The 19,621-nt window shown below is 46.4% G+C and carries 16 protein-coding genes; 5 read left to right on the plus strand and 11 right to left on the minus strand.

The window, feature by feature from the left end; genetic code table 11:
• Positions 1-10: 10 nt before the first annotated feature.
• The 3 genes from menH to AOT11_RS02300 are packed head-to-tail and all read right to left on the minus strand — an operon-like array spanning position 11 to position 3,796.
• On the minus strand, positions 11-802 hold the full coding sequence (gene menH / locus AOT11_RS02290; protein ID WP_017420939.1) for a 2-succinyl-6-hydroxy-2,4-cyclohexadiene-1-carboxylate synthase: 792 nt from the start codon (positions 800-802) through the stop codon (positions 11-13).
• A complete protein-coding gene (gene menD / locus AOT11_RS02295; RefSeq protein ID WP_017420940.1) occupies positions 783-2,477 on the minus strand; it encodes a 2-succinyl-5-enolpyruvyl-6-hydroxy-3-cyclohexene-1-carboxylic-acid synthase in 1,695 nt (564 codons plus the stop codon). Before menD ends, menH begins: the two co-directional genes overlap by 20 nt.
• On the minus strand, positions 2,474-3,796 hold the full coding sequence (locus AOT11_RS02300; RefSeq protein WP_017420941.1) for an isochorismate synthase: 1,323 nt from the start codon (positions 3,794-3,796) through the stop codon (positions 2,474-2,476). Before AOT11_RS02300 ends, menD begins: the two co-directional genes overlap by 4 nt.
• Before the next feature lie 231 nt (positions 3,797-4,027).
• Between AOT11_RS02300 and AOT11_RS02305 the strand changes: the two genes are divergently transcribed.
• From AOT11_RS02305 to AOT11_RS02315, 3 genes are all read left to right on the plus strand, one after another.
• The gene (locus AOT11_RS02305; RefSeq protein ID WP_017420942.1) at positions 4,028-5,242 is read left to right on the plus strand and encodes a pyridoxal phosphate-dependent aminotransferase; all 1,215 of its coding nucleotides are present in this window, start codon (positions 4,028-4,030) and stop codon (positions 5,240-5,242) included.
• An 80-nt stretch (positions 5,243-5,322) separates the two neighbouring features.
• Complete coding sequence (gene yfbR / locus AOT11_RS02310) at positions 5,323-5,907, plus strand: 5'-deoxynucleotidase (protein ID WP_017420943.1); 585 nt, start codon at positions 5,323-5,325, stop codon at positions 5,905-5,907.
• Between the two features lie 5 nt (positions 5,908-5,912).
• Positions 5,913-7,244, plus strand: coding sequence for an anti-phage deoxyguanosine triphosphatase (locus tag AOT11_RS02315; RefSeq protein ID WP_017420944.1), 1,332 nt, complete (start codon positions 5,913-5,915; stop codon positions 7,242-7,244).
• Positions 7,245-7,265: 21 nt separating this feature from the next.
• Here the strand turns inward: AOT11_RS02315 and AOT11_RS02320 are convergent, their stop codons facing one another.
• Positions 7,266-7,874, minus strand: coding sequence for a tRNA-uridine aminocarboxypropyltransferase (locus AOT11_RS02320; protein WP_017420945.1), 609 nt, complete (start codon positions 7,872-7,874; stop codon positions 7,266-7,268).
• A 3-nt stretch (positions 7,875-7,877) separates the two neighbouring features.
• Here AOT11_RS02320 and rrtA point away from each other — a divergent pair, with 3 nt between their 5' ends.
• Positions 7,878-8,438, plus strand: coding sequence for a rhombosortase (gene rrtA / locus AOT11_RS02325; RefSeq protein WP_277986152.1), 561 nt, complete (start codon positions 7,878-7,880; stop codon positions 8,436-8,438).
• 46 nt (positions 8,439-8,484) lie between these two features.
• On the opposite strand, the gene AOT11_RS02330 is transcribed toward rrtA, so the two are convergent.
• From AOT11_RS02330 to tig, 7 genes are all read right to left on the minus strand, one after another.
• On the minus strand, positions 8,485-8,787 hold the full coding sequence (locus AOT11_RS02330; RefSeq protein ID WP_017420947.1) for a ComEA family DNA-binding protein: 303 nt from the start codon (positions 8,785-8,787) through the stop codon (positions 8,485-8,487).
• A 132-nt stretch (positions 8,788-8,919) separates the two neighbouring features.
• Positions 8,920-10,779 (minus strand): peptidylprolyl isomerase, encoded by a 1,860-nt coding sequence (gene ppiD, locus AOT11_RS02335; RefSeq protein WP_026050445.1) that lies wholly within the window; start codon positions 10,777-10,779, stop codon positions 8,920-8,922.
• Positions 10,780-10,955: 176 nt separating this feature from the next.
• Positions 10,956-11,228, minus strand: a complete 273-nt coding sequence (locus tag AOT11_RS02340) for an HU family DNA-binding protein (RefSeq protein WP_013572181.1) — start codon at positions 11,226-11,228, stop codon at positions 10,956-10,958.
• A 193-nt stretch (positions 11,229-11,421) separates the two neighbouring features.
• Entirely contained in the window at positions 11,422-13,773 is a 2,352-nt protein-coding gene (gene lon / locus AOT11_RS02345) for an endopeptidase La (protein WP_017420949.1), read from the minus strand.
• 118 nt (positions 13,774-13,891) lie between these two features.
• Positions 13,892-15,172, minus strand: coding sequence for an ATP-dependent protease ATP-binding subunit ClpX (clpX, locus tag AOT11_RS02350; protein WP_017420950.1), 1,281 nt, complete (start codon positions 15,170-15,172; stop codon positions 13,892-13,894).
• A gap of 70 nt (positions 15,173-15,242) precedes the next feature.
• Positions 15,243-15,869 carry an ATP-dependent Clp endopeptidase proteolytic subunit ClpP gene (gene clpP, locus AOT11_RS02355; RefSeq protein ID WP_011078149.1) on the minus strand — a complete coding sequence of 209 codons (627 nt, stop codon included), beginning with the start codon at positions 15,867-15,869 and terminating at the stop codon, positions 15,243-15,245.
• Between the two features lie 105 nt (positions 15,870-15,974).
• Positions 15,975-17,273 (minus strand): trigger factor, encoded by a 1,299-nt coding sequence (gene tig / locus AOT11_RS02360; RefSeq protein WP_011149844.1) that lies wholly within the window; start codon positions 17,271-17,273, stop codon positions 15,975-15,977.
• A gap of 560 nt (positions 17,274-17,833) precedes the next feature.
• Between tig and AOT11_RS02365 the strand changes: the two genes are divergently transcribed.
• On the plus strand, positions 17,834-19,621 hold the full coding sequence (locus tag AOT11_RS02365) for a sensor histidine kinase (protein ID WP_026050446.1): 1,788 nt from the start codon (positions 17,834-17,836) through the stop codon (positions 19,619-19,621).

Here is a 19,621-nt window from a genome sequence, read left to right on the forward strand (position 1 = left end):
TCTAATGTGTTTATCGTTGATAAACGGAATGAATAAAAGCACGGACGATGTCAGCAAAAGCGCTAGGTTGCTCTTGATGAACATTGTGGCCCGCATTGTCAACTATCGAGCAGGACAAGCCACTCTGTCTCGCTAGTTCTTGAAATTTTGTGTCTTTTTCGCCGCATACATAGTGCAAAGGTACGCTAGAGCGTTGCAACTGAGGCAATAGATTCGGTTGCTTCGCCAAAGAGGTTGCTAATAACATCTCCGCGACTGACGCACCAAGATTAGCACTTCGTTTTGCTATCAAGGTTTGTTTTTGCGCATGGTTTAGTGAAGAAAATACCCCTTGCTGATACCAATCGGCTAATACCTGTTCAATGGGTTCTTCACGAAATCGCTTCGCCCAATGGCTATCACTGATCCAGCGTTGCTGCTTTTCTTGCTCGCTGACTAAACCAAAATTGCCGCCTTCAATCAAAGCTCCACGCAGATTCAGTGCGGCAAAGGCGTGCTCAACAAGCCCCTGCATGGCAATTCGGCCTCCCATTGAATAACCAATCAGAATACATGGGCGTTGGGCCAATTGCAGCTCGATCACCGTCGCCACTTGCTGTGCACTCTCCGCAGCACTACTTGTGGCAATGCCAACACTTTGGCCGTGCCCTGCAAGGTCAATCGTTAGAGTTGGATATTCTTTGAGTGAACATTGCGTGGCACGCCAATCTTCTGCACTACCCAATAAACCGTGCAGAAACACCAACACGGGCGAACGGCCATCACCATTGCCTTGCTGATAATTAAACGAGAGCCCGGACATGATCAGCCAATTGCTTAATGTGCTGTGACGCTTGGTTTGGCGGCGTGTTGACTTCCACCACCAAGGCGCCACACCCGTGTGCCAAATGGTCAACAATTCGTTCTGTGAGTTCCGCCAACGATGTTGGACACACGTAATCGAGGCCAAATTGTTTGGCGGCAAATTCGAAACGGTAGCCATGAGGCATTTGGTATAACGCTTGTTTTTGCTGCGGTGGTACCGGTAATAAATCAAAAATCGCGCCGCCGTCGTTGTTGGTCACCACGATCACCACCGGAGTTTCTTGATGGCTATACAGCGCCAGCGAATTCAAGTCATACAACGCGGACGTGTCACCAATCATCAATAACATTGGGTTGGCTCTTGCTCTTTGCACGCCACTTGCCGTGGCAAAGAGGCCATCAATCCCCGATGCGCCACGATTGGTAAATGTTTCGACACCATGCAATTGACCAACCATATCGACCATACGCACAAACAAGCTATTGCCCAAAAACAGATCGGCACTGCCCACGAGCGAGGATAATTGCAGAGCAATCATCATTTCACACAGGCTGCTTTGGGCGATCGCTCTGGCTTGCTTGTTCACCTCCGCACTATAACGCGGCAGTTCATTCGCCCACGCGACGGGCTGCACTTCGCGGCTGGTCACCACGTTCAACCACGCTGCGATTGAGCAGACAAAATGATGTTGAGGCAGGTGGCTTTGGTTATCTCGCTCAAAATCCGGTGAAACGTACCAATAATCGCAACCAACTTGCACTTGCTGCTCTAACCATTGTTGTAAACGCTTCGAGACCAAACGACGGCCAAACTGGATGATCAAATCACATTGAGACAACTGCGCACGAGCTGCGGGATTTTGCAACCAGATATCATAGCCACTCCAATCAGAAGTGGTTCCGGATTGTGGGTCACACAACACTGGCCATCCCATCTGCGCCGCAAATTGATGGGCCTGTTTGGCTTCTTGCAGCGTTATATTGCCGATCACCACCACCCCTTTACGTTGTTCCATTTCTGCAATAGAAGGCGGCATGGGGAGCGGTATTTGCTTGTTGCTGTAGATGCCACCCTCTGATCGCCACACAGCCACCGTGTCTAAATAACTCTGGTAAATTGACTTTGGTGTATTGGAATACAGCGGTTCAGGAAAGGGACAGTTGATGTGCACCGCATGGCCACTGACTGCCTGTTGATGAAGCACTTGATCCACAGATGTCAGTAACCAGTTTAATGATGTCTGTGTGTTTGGACTGGGCAAATTTAATGAAGCACAAACATGATTTGAGAAGATGCCTTGCTGTGCGATCGCTTGATTGGCCCCGCACCCCACCAGCTCAATCGGTCGATCTGCCGTGAGTAGTACCAGTTTCTCTCCGGTTAAGCCTGCCTCTGCCACTGCAGGCAAAAGATTGGCCACCGCAGTGCCCGATGTCACCACCACCGCCACCGGACGTTGGCTGGCTTTGGCTAAACCAAGGGCGAGAAAACCCAACCCACGCTCATCAAAGTGTGTATGCAACTTCAAACGGGTATGGGCATTCGCTTCGAGGGCGAGCGGGGTTGAACGTGAGCCAGGTGCAACACAAACATCTCGAACCCCAAAGCGGTACAATTCTTCAAACAGCGTTTCACACCAAATCCGATTCAATACGGCTTGATCGTGGTTCATGATGCCACTCCAAGCGGTGGATGCTCAGAGATCAGTGACAATAAGGTCGACATTTTTTTATCCAGTTCACTCCATTCATGCTCTGCGATTGAACCAGGAACAATGCCGGCTCCTGCGAACAAATGCAGTGAATCATCCACAATCAACGCGCTGCGTATTGCAACACAAAACTCCGCTTGTTCATGACTAATGTAGCCGACAGAGCCCGCATACCAGCCACGGGCGAAAGGTTCATTTTCAACAATAAACTGCATAGACTCTTGACGAGGCAACCCTGCAACCGCCGCAGTTGGCTGTAAAGCCGAGAGCAATTGTACTCCATTGACTCCCGCCTTCAATTGCACATGGATATTGCGCTTCAGATGCTGAACTTTACGCAGGCGCACTAAACGCGCTTCCGACTCGACCTCTACACTCTCAGCATGAGGTGTAAGGCGATCAACGATATCGTCAACCACATACTGGTTTTCATTCAGATTTTTGACATCCTGAGAAAGCCAACTGGCCAGTTCCATATCTTGCGTGGCGTTGTGGCCACGACCAATAGTGCCCGCCAATGCTTCGGTATACAGCTCTTGCCTTTGGCGCAAGTAAAGTCTCTCTGGTGTTGAACCGATGAAACTGTGTTTACTGTCGAGACTCAGCATAAAGTGAAAACTGTGGTGATTCTGCAGGTAACTCGCTTTAAGCAACTGCGCAGCGCACAATGCTGAATCTAAATGCACCGTGGTTTTGCGTGCCAGAACTACCTTCTTAAACGCCTTAGCTTGTATGCCTTTCAGTACTTTACTCACCAAGTCACACCACCCCTCGCGCTCAGGTAAGTGTTCCACGCTCTGGATGTGCGCAGTGAGAGGTGCTAACGGTTTCGCCTCAGTCGTGAGTTTGCTCAACGTGTGCAGAATTCGGCTCTTATCACCATTTAGATTGACCGCCAACGACCACTTGTCGTCCAAACGGATCAGTTCAATCTGAGGTAGAAAGAAAAAAGAAGGCATGCAACGACGATTTTTCTCGCTGCTGCCATCGAATGATCGTCCTCCCCAAACACGTTGTCCGGGAGACAGTATGGTATAGGCCGGGCCTGGTTCGACAAAGGTGTGCAATTGTCCTAACGCAACCACCTCTTCACGAGTATCTCGTGACTGCCAATAAAATTTCGGAAAAACCGGCTGGGCTTCAAGCCAGTCAATGAACGTTAATGTAGGTTTTGTTATTAAAAGCTCGACCAGACGAGTCTCGTCATCCTTGGCATTTTTGACACGTTCAATGAGATTAGTAATGGCTTGATGAAAATGTGACAAAACAACCTCGTACATTAGAGGATAAAGAATTACTGTCGCTACTCTATTGATAGACCCTGATCAAATCAAGGTTGTGTGCGATCTTTTGCAGAATCCTGTGATAACTGACGCCTCCCAACGAAGAGGAGTCCTTCATCGAGATAGCGACACTGATCAAAATTCGACTTTTCTATAGATTTTTATTCTAAAAAATGTCAGTTTAGTATCCTTTAATAAAGAATTTTACGAATTTTCAGGAATTACACAATGCAAAATATCGGGATGTCGTCAAAACTCGACAATGTCTGCTATGACATCAGGGGTCCTGTGCTCAAACATGCTAAGCGCATGGAAGAAGAAGGGCATAAAATCCTTAAGCTAAATATTGGAAACCCCGCCCCATTTGGCTTTGACGCCCCTGATGAAATTCTGGTCGATGTGATTCGTAACTTGCCTACGTCGCAAGGTTACTGTGATTCAAAAGGCATTTACTCAGCGCGTAAGGCCGTTGTTCAGCATTATCAACGCAAAGGCATTCGCTCTCTCGATGTGGAAGATGTTTACATTGGTAACGGCGTTTCCGAACTGATCGTAATGGCCATGCAAGCGCTACTCAATAATGGGGACGAAATGCTGGTGCCTGCACCTGACTACCCATTATGGACCGCAGCCGTGGCACTTTCGGGCGGTAAAGCGGTGCATTACCTCTGTGATGAGCAAGCAGACTGGTACCCTGATCTGGATGATATGCGCAAAAAAATCACGCCTAAGACTCGTGGTATTGTACTCATCAACCCCAATAACCCGACGGGTGCCGTCTACAGTCGCGATTTTCTACTGGAAGTGATCGAAATCGCACGTCAACACAAGCTGATGATTTTCGCCGATGAAATCTACGACAAGGTGTTGTATGACGGCGCGGTTCACACCTCAGTCGCGACCTTAACTGACGATGTGCTGGTGATGACGTTTAACGGCCTATCAAAAGCCTATCGTGTATGTGGTTTCCGTGGTGGTTGGATGTTTATGACCGGGCCAAAGCATTTAGCGCAAGGCTATGTGAACGGTTTGGACATGCTAGCCTCGATGCGCCTGTGCGCCAACGTGCCAATGCAACACGCGATTCAAACTGCGTTGGGGGGCTATCAGAGCATCAATGAATTGATCTTACCTGGCGGTCGTTTATTGGAGCAACGTGATCGCGCATGGGAGTTAATCAACCAAATCCCTGGTGTTTCATGTGTGAAACCGAAAGGCGCAATGTATCTATTCCCTAAGATTGATACAAAAAAATACAGCATCAAAGATGACCAAAAGATGGTTTTTGATTTTCTCGTTCAAGAAAAAGTGTTGTTAGTGCAGGGTTCTGGTTTCAACTGGCCAAAACCAGACCACTTCCGCATTGTCACTCTACCGCACATCGAAGATCTCGAAACCGCCATTGGCCGCTTTGAACGTTTCTTACATGGCTATAGCCAGTAGTATTTATTGTTAAACTTTCATATGCTTAAAGGTGTTCCATAGGAACACCTTTTTTATAACTGCGTTTTGAGGTAACTATCGTGCAAGAAAGCCATTTTTTCGCTCATTTGGCTCGTATGAAGCTAATTCAACGCTGGCCATTAATGCGCTCTGTCTCCAGTGAGAATGTCTCTGAGCACAGTTTGCAGGTCGCCTTTGTTGCCCATGCTTTAGCGCTGATCAAAAACAAAAAGTTTGGTGGTCACATCAATGCAGAGCGGGTGGCCGTGCTGGCCATGTATCACGATAGTAGTGAGGTTTTGACGGGGGATTTGCCCACACCCGTAAAATACTACAATCCTGACATCGCGAAGGAGTATAAGAAAATCGAAGCGGCTGCAGAGCAAAAACTGCTCTCCATGCTGCCAGAAGAATTTCAGGAAGACTTTCGTCCATTTGTCATCTCACAACAAACTTCAGAAGAAGAAGCTCAAATCGTCAAACAGGCTGATTCCATTTGTGCCTATCTCAAATGTCTAGAAGAACTCAGTGCAGGTAATCACGAGTTTGCTTTGGCGAAAAAGCGCTTAGACATCACGTTAGCGGAAAGAAAAACACCTGAAATGGATTATTTCCTCAATACGTTTGCGCCAAGCTTTGAGCTATCCCTAGACGAAATCAGTTAACAAATATGGAGTCCACTTTGTCATTGACTATTCGCTCACAATGGCTGGAACGCCATGATGATGAACATAAAATTCGTCGTGATGATCATCGCAGCCCTTTTCAACGCGATCGAGCACGAATTCTTCATTCGGCCGCTTTTCGTCGCCTGCAGGCCAAAACCCAAGTGCATGGCAACAGCCTCGAAGATTTTCATCGCACCCGATTAACTCATTCGCTCGAAGCGGCGCAATTGGGTACCGGAATTGTCGCACAAATTAAGAAGAAACAACCTGAGTATCGAGATCTGCTGCCCACAGACAGCTTAATTGATGCCTTGTGCTTAGCACACGACATCGGACACCCACCGTATGGACACGGCGGTGAGGTGGCTCTGAACTATATGATGCGAGATCATGGCGGCTTTGAAGGTAACGCGCAAACTTTCCGTATCGTCACCCAACTCGAGCCCTACACCGAACACTTCGGCATGAATTTGTCTCGGCGCACACTGCTCGGGTTAATTAAATACCCAGCTTTTATCAGCCAGACTCGCGCGGCTTCACAGCCTGCACCTGTGAACCACCAACGTCAAATCAAAGCCAAGCAGTGGAGTCCAGCAAAAGGCATTTATGATTGCGATAAACCCCTGTTTGACTGGGTACTCGCTCCATTAAGTGAAACCGATAAACAACAGCTGAACGCAATGCGGGATTGCTCCCACGACGTCTTATCTCATCGGAAAACGCGTTATAAATCGATCGATTGTTCGATTATGGAGCTGGCCGATGATATTGCTTATGGCGTGCATGACCTTGAAGATGCCATCGTGCTTGGACTCGTCACACGTAGCCAATGGCAAGAAGGTGCGGCGAGTCAGTTGGCAGATTGTGGTGACCCATGGTTTGAAAAACACATTAGTTCCATTGGCGAGATGTTATTTAGTGGCCAGCATCATCAACGCAAAGATGCCATTGGCGGCATGGTTAACGCACTGCTCACCAGCATCGAGGTGAAGCCCGTCGACGGTGAATTTGAAAGTCCACTGTTGGCCTTTAATGCCTATCTTGATATCGGCATGGAGAAAGCACTGTCGATTTTGAAGCACTTTGTCAGCCAGTATGTAATTCAAATTCCTCAGGTTCAAATTGTCGAGTATAAAGGACAACAGATCATCATGGATTTATTTGAAGCGCTTAGTGCCGATCCTCAACGCTTGCTGCCTTTGCCCACTCGACATCGTTGGGAGCTGGCAGAAACAGACACCAGCAAAATGCGAGTGATAGCGGACTACATTTCTTCGATGACCGATGGCCATGCGCGGCGACTGCACCAGCAGTTGTTTTCATCACATCATTAACAACGCTCTATCTGGCTGTCGCTAACGATAGTTTCGTTCAAACACACCCGGCGGCATTTGCGCAATTTGAAACTCAATCATTTTGTCAAATGCCGTTATTAAGGGTGTAAAATCGTTTTCAGGCTGAAAATAACTAAGAATGTGAAAACCGGCCTCGACAGTGGAAAGCGCATTATCACTAGGTGATTTTCGGATACGGTAGTTTCCAGTGAGATTGTCGGGTAATTGTACACACGGCAGCGCTTGCAAGTTGCTTGAAAGCTGCCAGATTTTAAACGCTTTCTTCCACGTACCATCGAGTAGAATAAAGCGCAGACGACGCATTTTACTGCCATCAGATTGACTGACTTGTTCCACCGTGACGGCTTGTTCATTCGGAAACAACACCCAATGGAGATAGGATTCATCGCCTAGCAACTGATTAAGTTCAGCGTGTTGTGAAAAGTCTTCTCCAATGAACAAACGACAGCTAGCCAAAGACAAATCGAGAATTCGAGCCGTGCCAAGTGGGCGGTGCTCTTCACTCGGATGCTGTAGAATGATAAGTTCCACATCTGAGGCAAGAGATTCTATCCACTGGCAAATACACGCTTTTTTCGCTTTACCACATTGAGAACAATACCGAGACATACTGTGAACCTTACTATTTTTCTGACGATAACCAGCGTGCTTTGTCTATTGCTGCAGCAGCCACTCTTGTCTGATTGGACGGAGTGGCATCGCCAAGCGATAAATCATGGTGAATGGTGGCGAATCCTATCAGGAAATTTCACTCACACCAACTACCCTCACCTTGTGATGAATCTGGCTGGACTTTGGGTAATTGCTCACCTTTTCAAACCCAATTGGAAAACGTTGGCTTTGCTGCTAGTGATGATCAGCGTCATGGTCGGACTCGCTAACCTCTTAACCTCAATGCAAATATACGTTGGTCTTTCTGGAACGTTGCACGGCCTGTTTGCCTATTTTGCGCTAAGAGAAAGCTTGGAGGGAAGAAAAAGCAGTTGGCTGCTGGTGCTTGGTGTCGTGGTGAAAGTCGCTTGGGAGCATTGGATGGGCGCATCTGCAAGCACAAGCGAGCTCATTGGTGCTAGGGTCGCCATTGAGGCGCATCTTGCTGGTATGAGCAGCGGTTTCCTCTTAGCCTCGCTACAACCCTTTTACCAGCGTTACCTTAACGCCAAAGCGCAATAAAGAGACAAAGCAAGCTGACAGAACGTCAACTTGCTTTGTCATCCAATTACAACTTAATCCGTGACTGATTTTTCTCAATCGTTGATTTACCGATTCCTTTCACTTGAGCTAACTCATCAACCGTTTTAAACGGTCCATGAGCTTCTCTAAAGTCAACAATTTGCTGAGCTTTTTTAATGCCAACGCCTTTTAACATCATGGCAATTTCTTCTGCTGTCGCCGTGTTGATGTTGACGGAAATCTCAATGCCTTCATATTTATCGGCCGCTTTCGTTGCAGAGTCTGCAAAAGAAACGGAAGGAAAAGAAAATGCCATTAGCATGGCTAAAAGGGTAAATACCTGTTTCATTGTCGTGTCCTCATATTGGGTGAAAGGTGTTATACCTAACCCAGCGAGAGCAAAAAACAGACAAGAGACAAAAATGAAACAGGCCGCGAAAGCGACCTGTTTTTAGTTACATATCAGTTGCACACCGAACGATTAGTTGCTCACAACAAAGTATTCAATATCAGTGTTCGCACGAAGAATCGCGACGATAGAGCTCAAGTCACGCTGTGCAGAGACGCGTTGTAGTTGCACTGAAATTTGCTGTGCTAGTACAGGCTCTAAGCTCTCTTCTACTTTTTCAAGCGCCACGACGACAACATTGCCTTCCATATCTTTACTTTGGCCGTATACCGCATTACCTGCTGCTGGTTTTGTCATAGCAAACACGGTCTGTGCTAAAGGAGAACGACGATCAATCTTCTCTAACTCACCAAATGATAAGTCTTTCTCTTGCAAAATAGCGGTATTGCCTGCTTTCAGCGCCGTCACGACTTCGCTTCCTAGCTCAAGTGCTTGTTGCTCACCTTTCACTTGAGAAAGCTCTGCTGCTACTTGGTCTTGCACCTCAGTCAAAGGTAGTACCGTCTCATCGCGAGCATCATCAACACGAACAACGATGATGTGTTCAGGAGCAATTTCAATCGCTTCTGAGTTCAAACCATCCAGCTTAACTTCTGGACTGGTAATCGCTTGAGTCACCGCAGGTGTACGAAGAATTTCAGGTGCATCAACTTGAGAGATAAAGTCAGTGTGTTTCACTTCTTGACCCACCGCTTTTGATGCTTCTTCTAAAGAATCTGGGTATTCGAATGCCACTTTCTCTAGCTCACTTTGCAACTCATAGAATTGGTCGACGGCTTTCTGGTCGATCATTTCTTGTTTGATTTGCGCAGCTACATCGCTAAATGGCTTCACAACAGGTTCTTTTAGCTCTTCGAGTTTGATGATGTGGTAGCCGAAGTCAGACTTCACCAAGCCAGTGACATCACCCACATTTTTTAGCGCAAACGCCGCTTCTTCAAACGCTGGATCCATCACATCACGTTCAATCCAACCCAGTTCACCGCCATTATCAGCACTGCCAAAATCGTCTGATTTCTCTTGAGCTAGTGCCGCAAAATCCGCGCCAGCGTTCAATTCGTCTAAAATTGCTTGTGCTTTAGCTTGGTCATCACCCTCAATGAGGATATGAGCCACTCGACGCTGCTCCTCAGAGGAATACTTATCAAGGTGCTCTTGATAGTACTGTTTCACTTCGTCATCAGAAATGGTGATTTGCTGCTTGAGTGAATCCGCCGCTAACTCGATGTAAGACACCTTCACCTGCTCAGGGCGAGTAAAGCGTGATTTGTTTTCATCGTAGTACTTTTGGATATCTTCTTCTGTCAGCGTCACTTTATCCGCAAAGTCGCGAATATTTAGCGTCACCGTGCGAACATCACGTGTTTGAGTAAACAATTTACCTTCTGCATCCACTTCACCTGGTAGGGTAAATTCACTGGTTTGTAGTGCATCAAGCAATTGAGAACGAATCAACTCACGACGCATGTACTCTGCAAAAGAATCTGCTGAATAGCCCGCGCGACGCAGAGTCGCTTGGTAGACGTCTTGGTTGAACTTACCGTCTTGCTGGAATTCTGGCATTGCTAGAATCATGCTTCTTACTTGAGCATCACTGATGCGTAAACCTAATGATTCTGCATGCTGATCAAGCAAAACGTCGTTAATCATGCGGTCTAATACCGATTTACGGAAAGACTCTACGTAAGCAGGGTCAGCAAGGAGTTGAGAAAAGTAATCTCCTAGTTGCGACTGCATACGATTACGCTCATTTTGGTAAGCCATTTCAAACTCACCACGACCGATTTCGACATTGCCAACTTTTGCTGCAGAGTTACTACTACCACTCACAAGGTAGCTACCGACACCTGCAAAGACAAACGATAGGATGATCAATCCTAGGATAATTTTAACCGCGATGCTATTCACGCCTTCGCGCAATCGATCCATCATAACTAAACTGCTCTCCACTCACGAAGCCAACGCTTCTCTTGAAATGTAATCACGCGATAATACCAGAAAAAAGAAATGCGCATCAGTAGGATGCGCATAATTTAAAAAAGTTCGGCTTTCACATCGCAAAATCGTGTTCAAACGGGTTTGATTGAACAAAATTCACACTATCGCGATTAGTTACAAGCGTCTTTAAGAGCTTTACCTGCTTTGAAAGATGGTACTTTCGCTTCTGCGATTTGGATCTCTTCACCAGTCTTAGGGTTACGGCCTGTACGAGCTGCGCGAGTACGCACGCTGAAAGTACCGAAACCAACTAGAGCTACTTGATCACCAGACTGAAGAGTACCGCTTACTGCTTCAATGAATGCATCTAGAGCACGACCTGCTGACGCTTTAGAGATATCTGCGTTTGCAGCGATTGATTCTACTAGTTGAGTTTTGTTCACTGTGATTCCCCTTTGTGCCATCTGTGATTATTTTTTTAGATGACTTTCGTTCCATTAATACTAAAAATTAGCGCCAAGCCTTATCTTAAAAGGGCTGGCAGCCATCGAGCTCTAACTTAGCTCCCAAAAAAAACGCTGACAAGCCTTTTCGAGCCTATCAGCGTAAACTTTTACTTATTTTTGCTGCACATCACTATTTTTTAGCGTCGAACTCCACCCCAGTTGGGTCTCGCTCAAGTGCAACTTTAAGAACTTCATCAATCCATTGAACTGGAATGACTTTCAAATCAGCGATAACGTTGTCTGGAATTTCTTCCAAATCACGCTCATTGTCCTTCGGAATAAGTACCGTTGTGATGCCACCACGATGTGCAGCCAACAACTTCTCTTTTAGACCACCGATTGGTAACACTTCACCACGCAGAGTAATTTCCCCTGTCATGGCGACTTCTGCTTTAACAGGGTTACCCGTTAGGCTAGAGACTAACGCCGTGCACATCGCAATACCGGCACTTGGGCCATCTTTTGGTGTTGCGCCTTCTGGAACGTGCACATGGATGTCTTTCTTCTCGTAAAAATCGGAGTTAATACCCAATTTCTCCGCACGAGAGCGCACAACAGTCATGGCCGCTTGAATCGACTCCTGCATCACATCACCCAGTGAGCCAGTTTGGGTCAGTTTACCTTTGCCCGGCATCGCCTCAGTTTCAATCGTCAGCAAATCGCCACCGACTTCCGTCCACGCAAGCCCTGTCACTTGACCCACTCTGTTGCTGTCATCCGCTTTACCATAGTCAAAGCGTTGAACACCCAAGTACTCTTTCAAGTTATCGATATTGACCGTTACTGACTTCAACTCTGGCTTCAGCAGAATGTTCTTCACTGCTTTACGACAGATTTTCGAAATCTCACGCTCTAAACTACGCACACCCGCTTCACGCGTATAGAAGCGGATAATACCAATAATGGCAGAGTCCTCGATATTGATTTCATGAGGCTTCAAGCCATTGCGCTCGACCTGCTTCGCAACCAAGTGGCGCTTCGCAATGTTGAGTTTTTCATCTTCTGTGTAACCAGACAAGCGAATCACTTCCATACGGTCAAGCAAAGGACCTGGAATATTCATTGAGTTCGAGGTTGCAACAAACATCACGTCAGACAGATCGTAATCCACTTCTAAGTAGTGATCGTTGAACGAGTTGTTCTGTTCTGGGTCCAGCACTTCAAGTAATGCAGACGCAGGATCACCACGCATGTCAGATGACATTTTGTCGATCTCATCCAACAAGAAGAGTGGATTCTTCACGCCAACTTTGGCCATTTTTTGAATCAGTTTGCCCGGAAGCGAACCAATATACGTACGGCGATGGCCACGGATCTCTGCTTCATCTCGAACGCCACCGAGCGCCATACGAACGTATTGACGACCTGTTGCTGCGGCAATTGAACGACCTAACGAAGTCTTACCCACACCAGGAGGCCCCACAAGGCAAAGAATCGGGCCTTTGAGCTTATTGATACGGTTTTGAACCGCCAAATACTCTAGAATGCGGTCTTTTACGCGCTCAAGTCCGTAATGGTCCTCATTGAGCACTTCTTCCGCTTTCGCCAAGTCTTTCTTCACTTTAGAACGTTTGTTCCAAGGAACGTTGACCATCCAATCAATGTAGCTGCGCACAACCGTCGCTTCCGCTGACATCGGCGACATCATCTTAAGCTTTTGCAGTTCTTGTTCGGTCTTTTCGCGTGCTTCTTTCGGCATTTTAGCCGAATCAATCTTTTGCTGGAGCGCTTCAAACTCATCAACGCCATCTTCAGATTCGCCAAGCTCTTTCTGAATGGCTTTCATTTGCTCATTCAGATAGTACTCGCGCTGGGATTTCTCCATCTGTTTCTTGACGCGGTTACGGATGCGCTTTTCAACTTGCAGAATGTCGATTTCCGATTCCATTTGCCCCATCAGGAACTCAAGACGCTCGGTGATATCTACGGTTTCTAGTACTTGCTGCTTATCCGCTAATTTCAGTGGCATATGGGCAGCAATGGTATCTGCAAGGCGGGCAGCTTCATCAATGCCACCAAGGGAAGTCAGGACTTCTGGTGGAATCTTCTTATTCAGTTTAATGAAGCCTTCAAATTGGCTAATGGCGCTGCGAACAATCACTTCTTGCTCACGCTCATCCAATTCAGGAGTGATGATAAATTCCGCTTCTGCTAAGAAGAAATCACTTTCCTTGAACTGATTGATTTTAGCGCGCTGCTGGCCTTCAACCAGTACTTTTACCGTACCGTCTGGCAGTTTAAGCAGTTGCAGGATCGTGGCTACCGTGCCCACCTCGAACAAGTCATCAACGGTTGGTTCATCTGTGTCTGCTTGCTTTTGTGCGACAAGCAAAACTTGTTTATTGGCTTCCATTGCCGATTCTAAGCAACTGATCGACTTTTCACGGCCAACAAACAAAGGGATAACCATGTGTGGATAAACCACCACATCTCGTAGAGGTAGTACAGGGATCTCGATACGCTCGGAACGTTCCAAGTTCATATAATTCTCTCTTCCACTTACTATTATGAGCAGTATATGGGGGCTAATTATTTGGATTCAATAAAAGAAAATAAAAAAGGAGGTAATTCCTTACCTCCTTTTTCTACATCGATTAAATTTACTCAGCGCCAGCGGCTTGGCTCTCACTGTTGGTGTAAATCAAAAGCGGCTCTGATTCACCATTAATCACCGATTCATCAATAACAACTTTGCTCACGTCGTCCATCGATGGCAGTTCATACATGGTTTCTAGCAACACGCCTTCCAAAATTGAACGCAAACCACGAGCGCCTGTTTTACGCTCCATCGCTTTTTTCGCGATCGCTTTTAGCGCATCTTCTCTGAACTCAAGATCCGCACCTTCCAGTTCAAACAGTGCTGCATATTGCTTTGTTAGCGCATTTTTTGGTTGGCAAAGAATCTGAATTAATGCTTCTTCGTCCAACTCGGTCAACGAAGCGGTCACTGGAAGACGACCAATAAACTCAGGAATCAAACCATATTTCACAAGATCTTCTGGCTCTACCTGAGTGAACAATTCGCCCACTGTTTTGCTTTCGTCTTTAGAGCGGACTTCCGCACCAAAACCAATGCCGGTACCTGTTGCAACTCGTTGTTCGATCACTTTATCTAGACCGGCAAATGCACCACCACAGATAAAGAGGATCTTTGACGTATCCACTTGCAAAAACTCTTGCTGAGGATGCTTACGACCACCTTGAGGTGGTACAGAAGCAATCGTACCTTCAACCAGTTTAAGCAGCGCTTGTTGAACGCCTTCACCAGAAACGTCACGAGTAATCGATGGGTTTTCTGCTTTACGAGAAATCTTGTCGATCTCGTCAATATACACAATACCACGCTCTGCTTTCGCTACGTCGTAATCACATTTCTGAAGCAACTTTTGAATGATGTTTTCAACATCTTCGCCCACGTAACCCGCTTCTGTTAGCGTCGTGGCATCTGCCATAGTGAACGGTACATCGAGGAAACGCGCAAGCGTCTCAGCAAGCAACGTCTTACCGCTACCTGTTGGGCCAATCAGCAAGATGTTACTCTTACCTAGCTCCACGCCATCACTCGTTGTGTCACCATTACGTAAACGCTTGTAGTGGTTATATACCGCAACCGCGAGCACTTTTTTCGCATGGTCCTGACCGATTACATAGTCATCAAGGTGTGCACGGATTTCACGAGGCGTTGGTAACGCTTCAGATTCACGTTTTGGAAGCACATCTTTGATCTCTTCACGGATGATGTCGTTACATAAATCGACACATTCGTCACAGATGTAAACGGATGGACCAGCGATTAGCTTGCGAACTTCGTGCTGGCTTTTGCCGCAGAAAGAGCAGTAAAGCAACTTACCACTACCACTCTCTTTGCTTTTGTCTGTCATTCGCTAACCTCTTAGCCTTTACTCTTTATGTTTGAGTGTATAACAATTTGAATCAGTTTGCGCAGGCAAATTATGCACTACGATGAGTCAATACTGCGTCCACCAAACCGTATTCTACTGCCTGATCTGCCGACATAAAATTATCTCGATCAGTATCACGCTCAATCACTTCCAAAGGTTGGCCAGTGTGTTCTGCCAACAGCTTGTTCAGTTTAGTCTTAATTGTAAGAATTTCCTGAGCATGAATTTGGATGTCTGACGCTTGACCTTGGAAACCACCGAGTGGCTGGTGAATCATCACACGTGAGTTAGGTAGCACATAACGCTTACCTGGTGCACCACCAGCAAGCAAAAATGCACCCATTGAACATGCTTGACCCATACATACTGTGCTCACATTTGGCTTGATGAACTGCATTGTGTCGTAAATCGACATACCTGCTGTCACGCTGCCACCTGGAGAGTTAATGTAAAGGAAGATATCTTTGTCTGGGTTCTCAGACTCTAGGAAAAGTAGCTGAGCCACGACAAGGTTTGCCATGTGGTCTTCAACTTGTCCAGTGAGGAAAATCACTCGCTCTTTTAGCAAACGCGAATAAATATCGTAAGAACGTTCACCACGGGAAGTTTGTTCAACCACCATTGGTACTAGTGCGTCGATGATTGGCGACATTGCATTTTTTTCTTGGTAGCTCATATTCTTATGTCCCTAAAATAAATGGCCCGGATGATAATTATCATACGGACCATTGTTAGCAGAATAGTTAACGTTTAGTCAACCTTCTACGCAAGATATTGCTTATTAAGCTGGTTGGTTCATTAGCTCGTTGAAGCTAACTTCTTTTTCAGAAACCTGAGCTTTAGCAATGATCGCGTCGATAGCTTGTTCTTCTAGAGCAACGTTACGCATGTTGTTCATCATCTGTTCGTTTTGCTCGTAGTAAGTCACAACTTCAGTTGGATCTTCGTAAGCAGTCGCCATTTCAGTGATGATAGCTTTCACTTTCTCTTCATCAACTTTTAGCTCGTGAGCTTTGATCACTTCACCTAGAAGTAGACCCACGACAACACGACGTTTCGCTTGCTCTTCAAACAGTTCACGAGGAAGCTGCATTGCTGCTTCAACGTTACCGCCAAAGCGTTGTGCTGCTTGCTGGCGTAGAACATTGATTTCTTGGTCGATAAGCGCAGCTGGCACGTCGATTTCGTTCTCTTTTACAAGACCGTCAATCGCTTGCTCTTTGATACGGTTTTTAACCGCTTGCTTAAGCTCACGCTCCATGTTCTTGCGAACTTCTGCTTTCAGTGCGTCGATGCCGCCTTCTGCTACGCCAAACTTAGCAACGAACTCGTCGTTTAGTTCTGGTAGTTGACGTGCTTCAACTTTGTTCACTTTGATAGCGAATTTCGCTGCTTTACCTTTTAGGTTTTCAGCGTGGTAATCTTCTGGGAAGGTTACGTCGATTTCGAATTCCATGCCCTTAGTTTTGCCTTCGATACCATCTTCGAAGCCAGGGATCATACGGCCTGCGCCCATTTCTAGTGGGAAGTTCTCAGCTTTACCGCCTTCAAACTCTTCACCGTCGATAGAGCCAACGAAATCGATGCTTACGCGCTTACCCGCTTCAGCTGCTTCTTCAACTTCAGTCCAAGTCGCTTGTTGCTTACGTAGAGTTTCGATCATCTCTTCAACGTCAGCGTCTTTCACTTCAACTGCTGGTTTTTCAACAGTGATGTTTTCTAGACCTTTAAGCTCAACTTCTGGGTAAACTTCAAAAGTTGCGTTGAATACGAGATCTGAGCCTTCTTTGTTTTCAACTGGAGCGAAAGTTGGTGCACCCGCTGGGTTGATCTTTTCTTTGATGATCGCTTCGATGAAGTGGCGTTGCATTACTTCACCTAGGATGTCTTGACGTACTGCTTTGCCGTACATTTTCGCAACCATCTTCATTGGCACTTTGCCTTTACGGAAACCATCGAAACGACGGTTTTTAGCGATGTTGCGTAGTTCAGCTGTAACTGCATCTTCGATGTTAGCAGCAGGAACAGTAATATTCAGACGGCGCTCTAGGCCCTCTAGCGTTTCAACAGTAACTTGCATTATATATAAACCTCAAAAATGGCTCAGTTTGACTGAGCATATGAGCCTAACGAATGCCAGAGCAAACGAATACGGCTGCATCCTTGTCTGTGTTCTTTACGAACACCTATTTTAAAATCGAGTATCGGTTTCGCCATGAAACCAAACTAATCAGTGATATCTTCGGCTGCACCAAAGGTATCTCCCATTAGTCTCAGGACAAAATTTCAGACGCGACATTCTAACGATCTGATCTAACCCTGTCGAGCCAATCGCCACTATGTGCGCAATGTCTGTCCTAAAATCTCGAATTCATGTCGCAATTTGGCGGTTAGCAACTAAGATTGGGACAATAACGAGTTTTTCAAGAGAATCGACTGCTTTTTTTATCGAAAAGCGTAAAAAGAGATCTTGCTCTTGTTTTGCTCCACAGAGTTGAGATCTTTTTCGCCACTATTTTCTACAAACCGATAACATCTGACTATCCACCCCAATTGGACTGTTTTGTGGCAAGTTAAACAGAATGCGTTACCTGTCTTAGCTGTCATTGCTTGCTGCGATTTTGTTTTCGGAGAATCAGGATGTCTCAACGCACACCTATCGTGCTTATGTTCTTCGTCATTTATCTGCTCTGCATGTTGATCAGCGGCCGCTACATTTGGCTAACTAGCTACCAAGCGTTAACGCAGCAGCATCATTCTCAATTAGAGCGATTCGCCGGACACATCCAAAACAAACTGGACAAATTCGCACACATTCCACAATTGCTCGCTAAAGATGAACCTCTCATCGATGCTCTGCAACAGCCAAACAACAGTGCTCAGATTGATCTGACCAACCGCTATCTCGAAGAAGTGAACGCGGTGATTCAAGCGGCGGATACCTATTTAATTGACGAATACGGCAATACTATTGCCGCAAGTAACTGGAATATTGACCGCTCTTTTGTGGGACGTAACTTTGCATTCCGCCCTTATTTTAAACAGGCTATCGTAGGTCAACGAAGCCAATATTTCGCGCTCGGTTCCACCTCGGGCCAACGGGGCTACTATTACTCCTACCCTGTCACCTATGCAGGGTCGATCATCGGGGTTGTGGTGGTGAAGATGGAACTTCTTTCCATAGAGGACAATTGGCGAGAAAAGCGCAGCGTGTTTGTTGCAGACGATGAAAACCAGATCGTGTTTATGTCCAGTGACCCTGCTTGGTTATTTAAAAGCCTGACACCGAAGACAGAGAGCGAACTTCAACGTATTCGTGATTCACGACAATATTTGGATAAAAGCATTGAATCACTGGATTTCGTCGGTGATTTAAACGCTAAGCAAAGTGAAATCAAGCAAGGCGAGCCTTACAGTTCAGGCACCATGATTGTCTCTTCACTGCCTTTACCTGACTTAGCACTGACGATTCGGGTACTCTCTTCAAAACATAACTTGGTAATAACCACCTTTGGCTTGCTTTTGGTCGAAACCTTGGTATTTGCGATTCTTTTCTTACTTGGTCAACTCTACTACCACCGACAGCAGAAGCATCGCCAGATCGAAAGGGTGCAACAAGAAGCGAAACAAAAGCTGGAGTTCCTTTTGATGGAACGCACCGCCGAGTTGCAAGCAGAAATCGCACAGCGCACTAAGACCGAACAAGCCTTGCGACTTACTCAAGACGAACTCATTCAAGCCGCCAAACTCGCAGTTATTGGACAGATGTCCGCCAGTATTAGCCACGAACTCAACAACCCATTGGCCGCTATTCGCAGTTTTGCCGATAACGGCAGACTCTTTTTAGAAAAAGAGAAGTATCCTCGTGTCGATGAGAATCTCAGTCGCATTTCCGCATTGACGGAGCGGATGGCCAAAATCAGCCAACAATTGCGTTCTTTCGCACGAAAATCCGCGGGTGATGAGCTTGTCGAAGCGCGCTTGATGCCCGTACTACTCTCAGCTAACGAGCTAATGAAACCCTCCCTCAAATCCGCGCGTGTGCAACTCGAAACCGATTTCCCAGAACACGATATCCACTTGGTGATCAATACCATTCAACTGGAGCAAGTTCTGATCAATCTTATTACCAATGCGATTGAAGCGATGGAGAACACAGAGGAGAAGCAACTGCGTATCACCGTGGACAGGGCGCTTGAGCAGCAAATCCGTGTCCATATCGATGATAACGGCCCAGGCATCGATCCTGCGAAGTTCGCTCAACTTTGCGAACCTTTCCATACCACAAAGAAAAACGGCTTAGGCCTCGGCCTATCGATTTCACAACAGATATTGGCGGGTATGAACGGCAAGCTTCAAGTGTCACACAGCCCGCTCGGCGGAGCTCGCTTCACCATTACACTCCCCACTATCAATACAGAGGTTTAA

Source organism: Vibrio vulnificus NBRC 15645 = ATCC 27562 (assembly GCF_002224265.1).
GTDB classification, from domain to species: Bacteria; Pseudomonadota; Gammaproteobacteria; order Enterobacterales; family Vibrionaceae; genus Vibrio; species Vibrio vulnificus.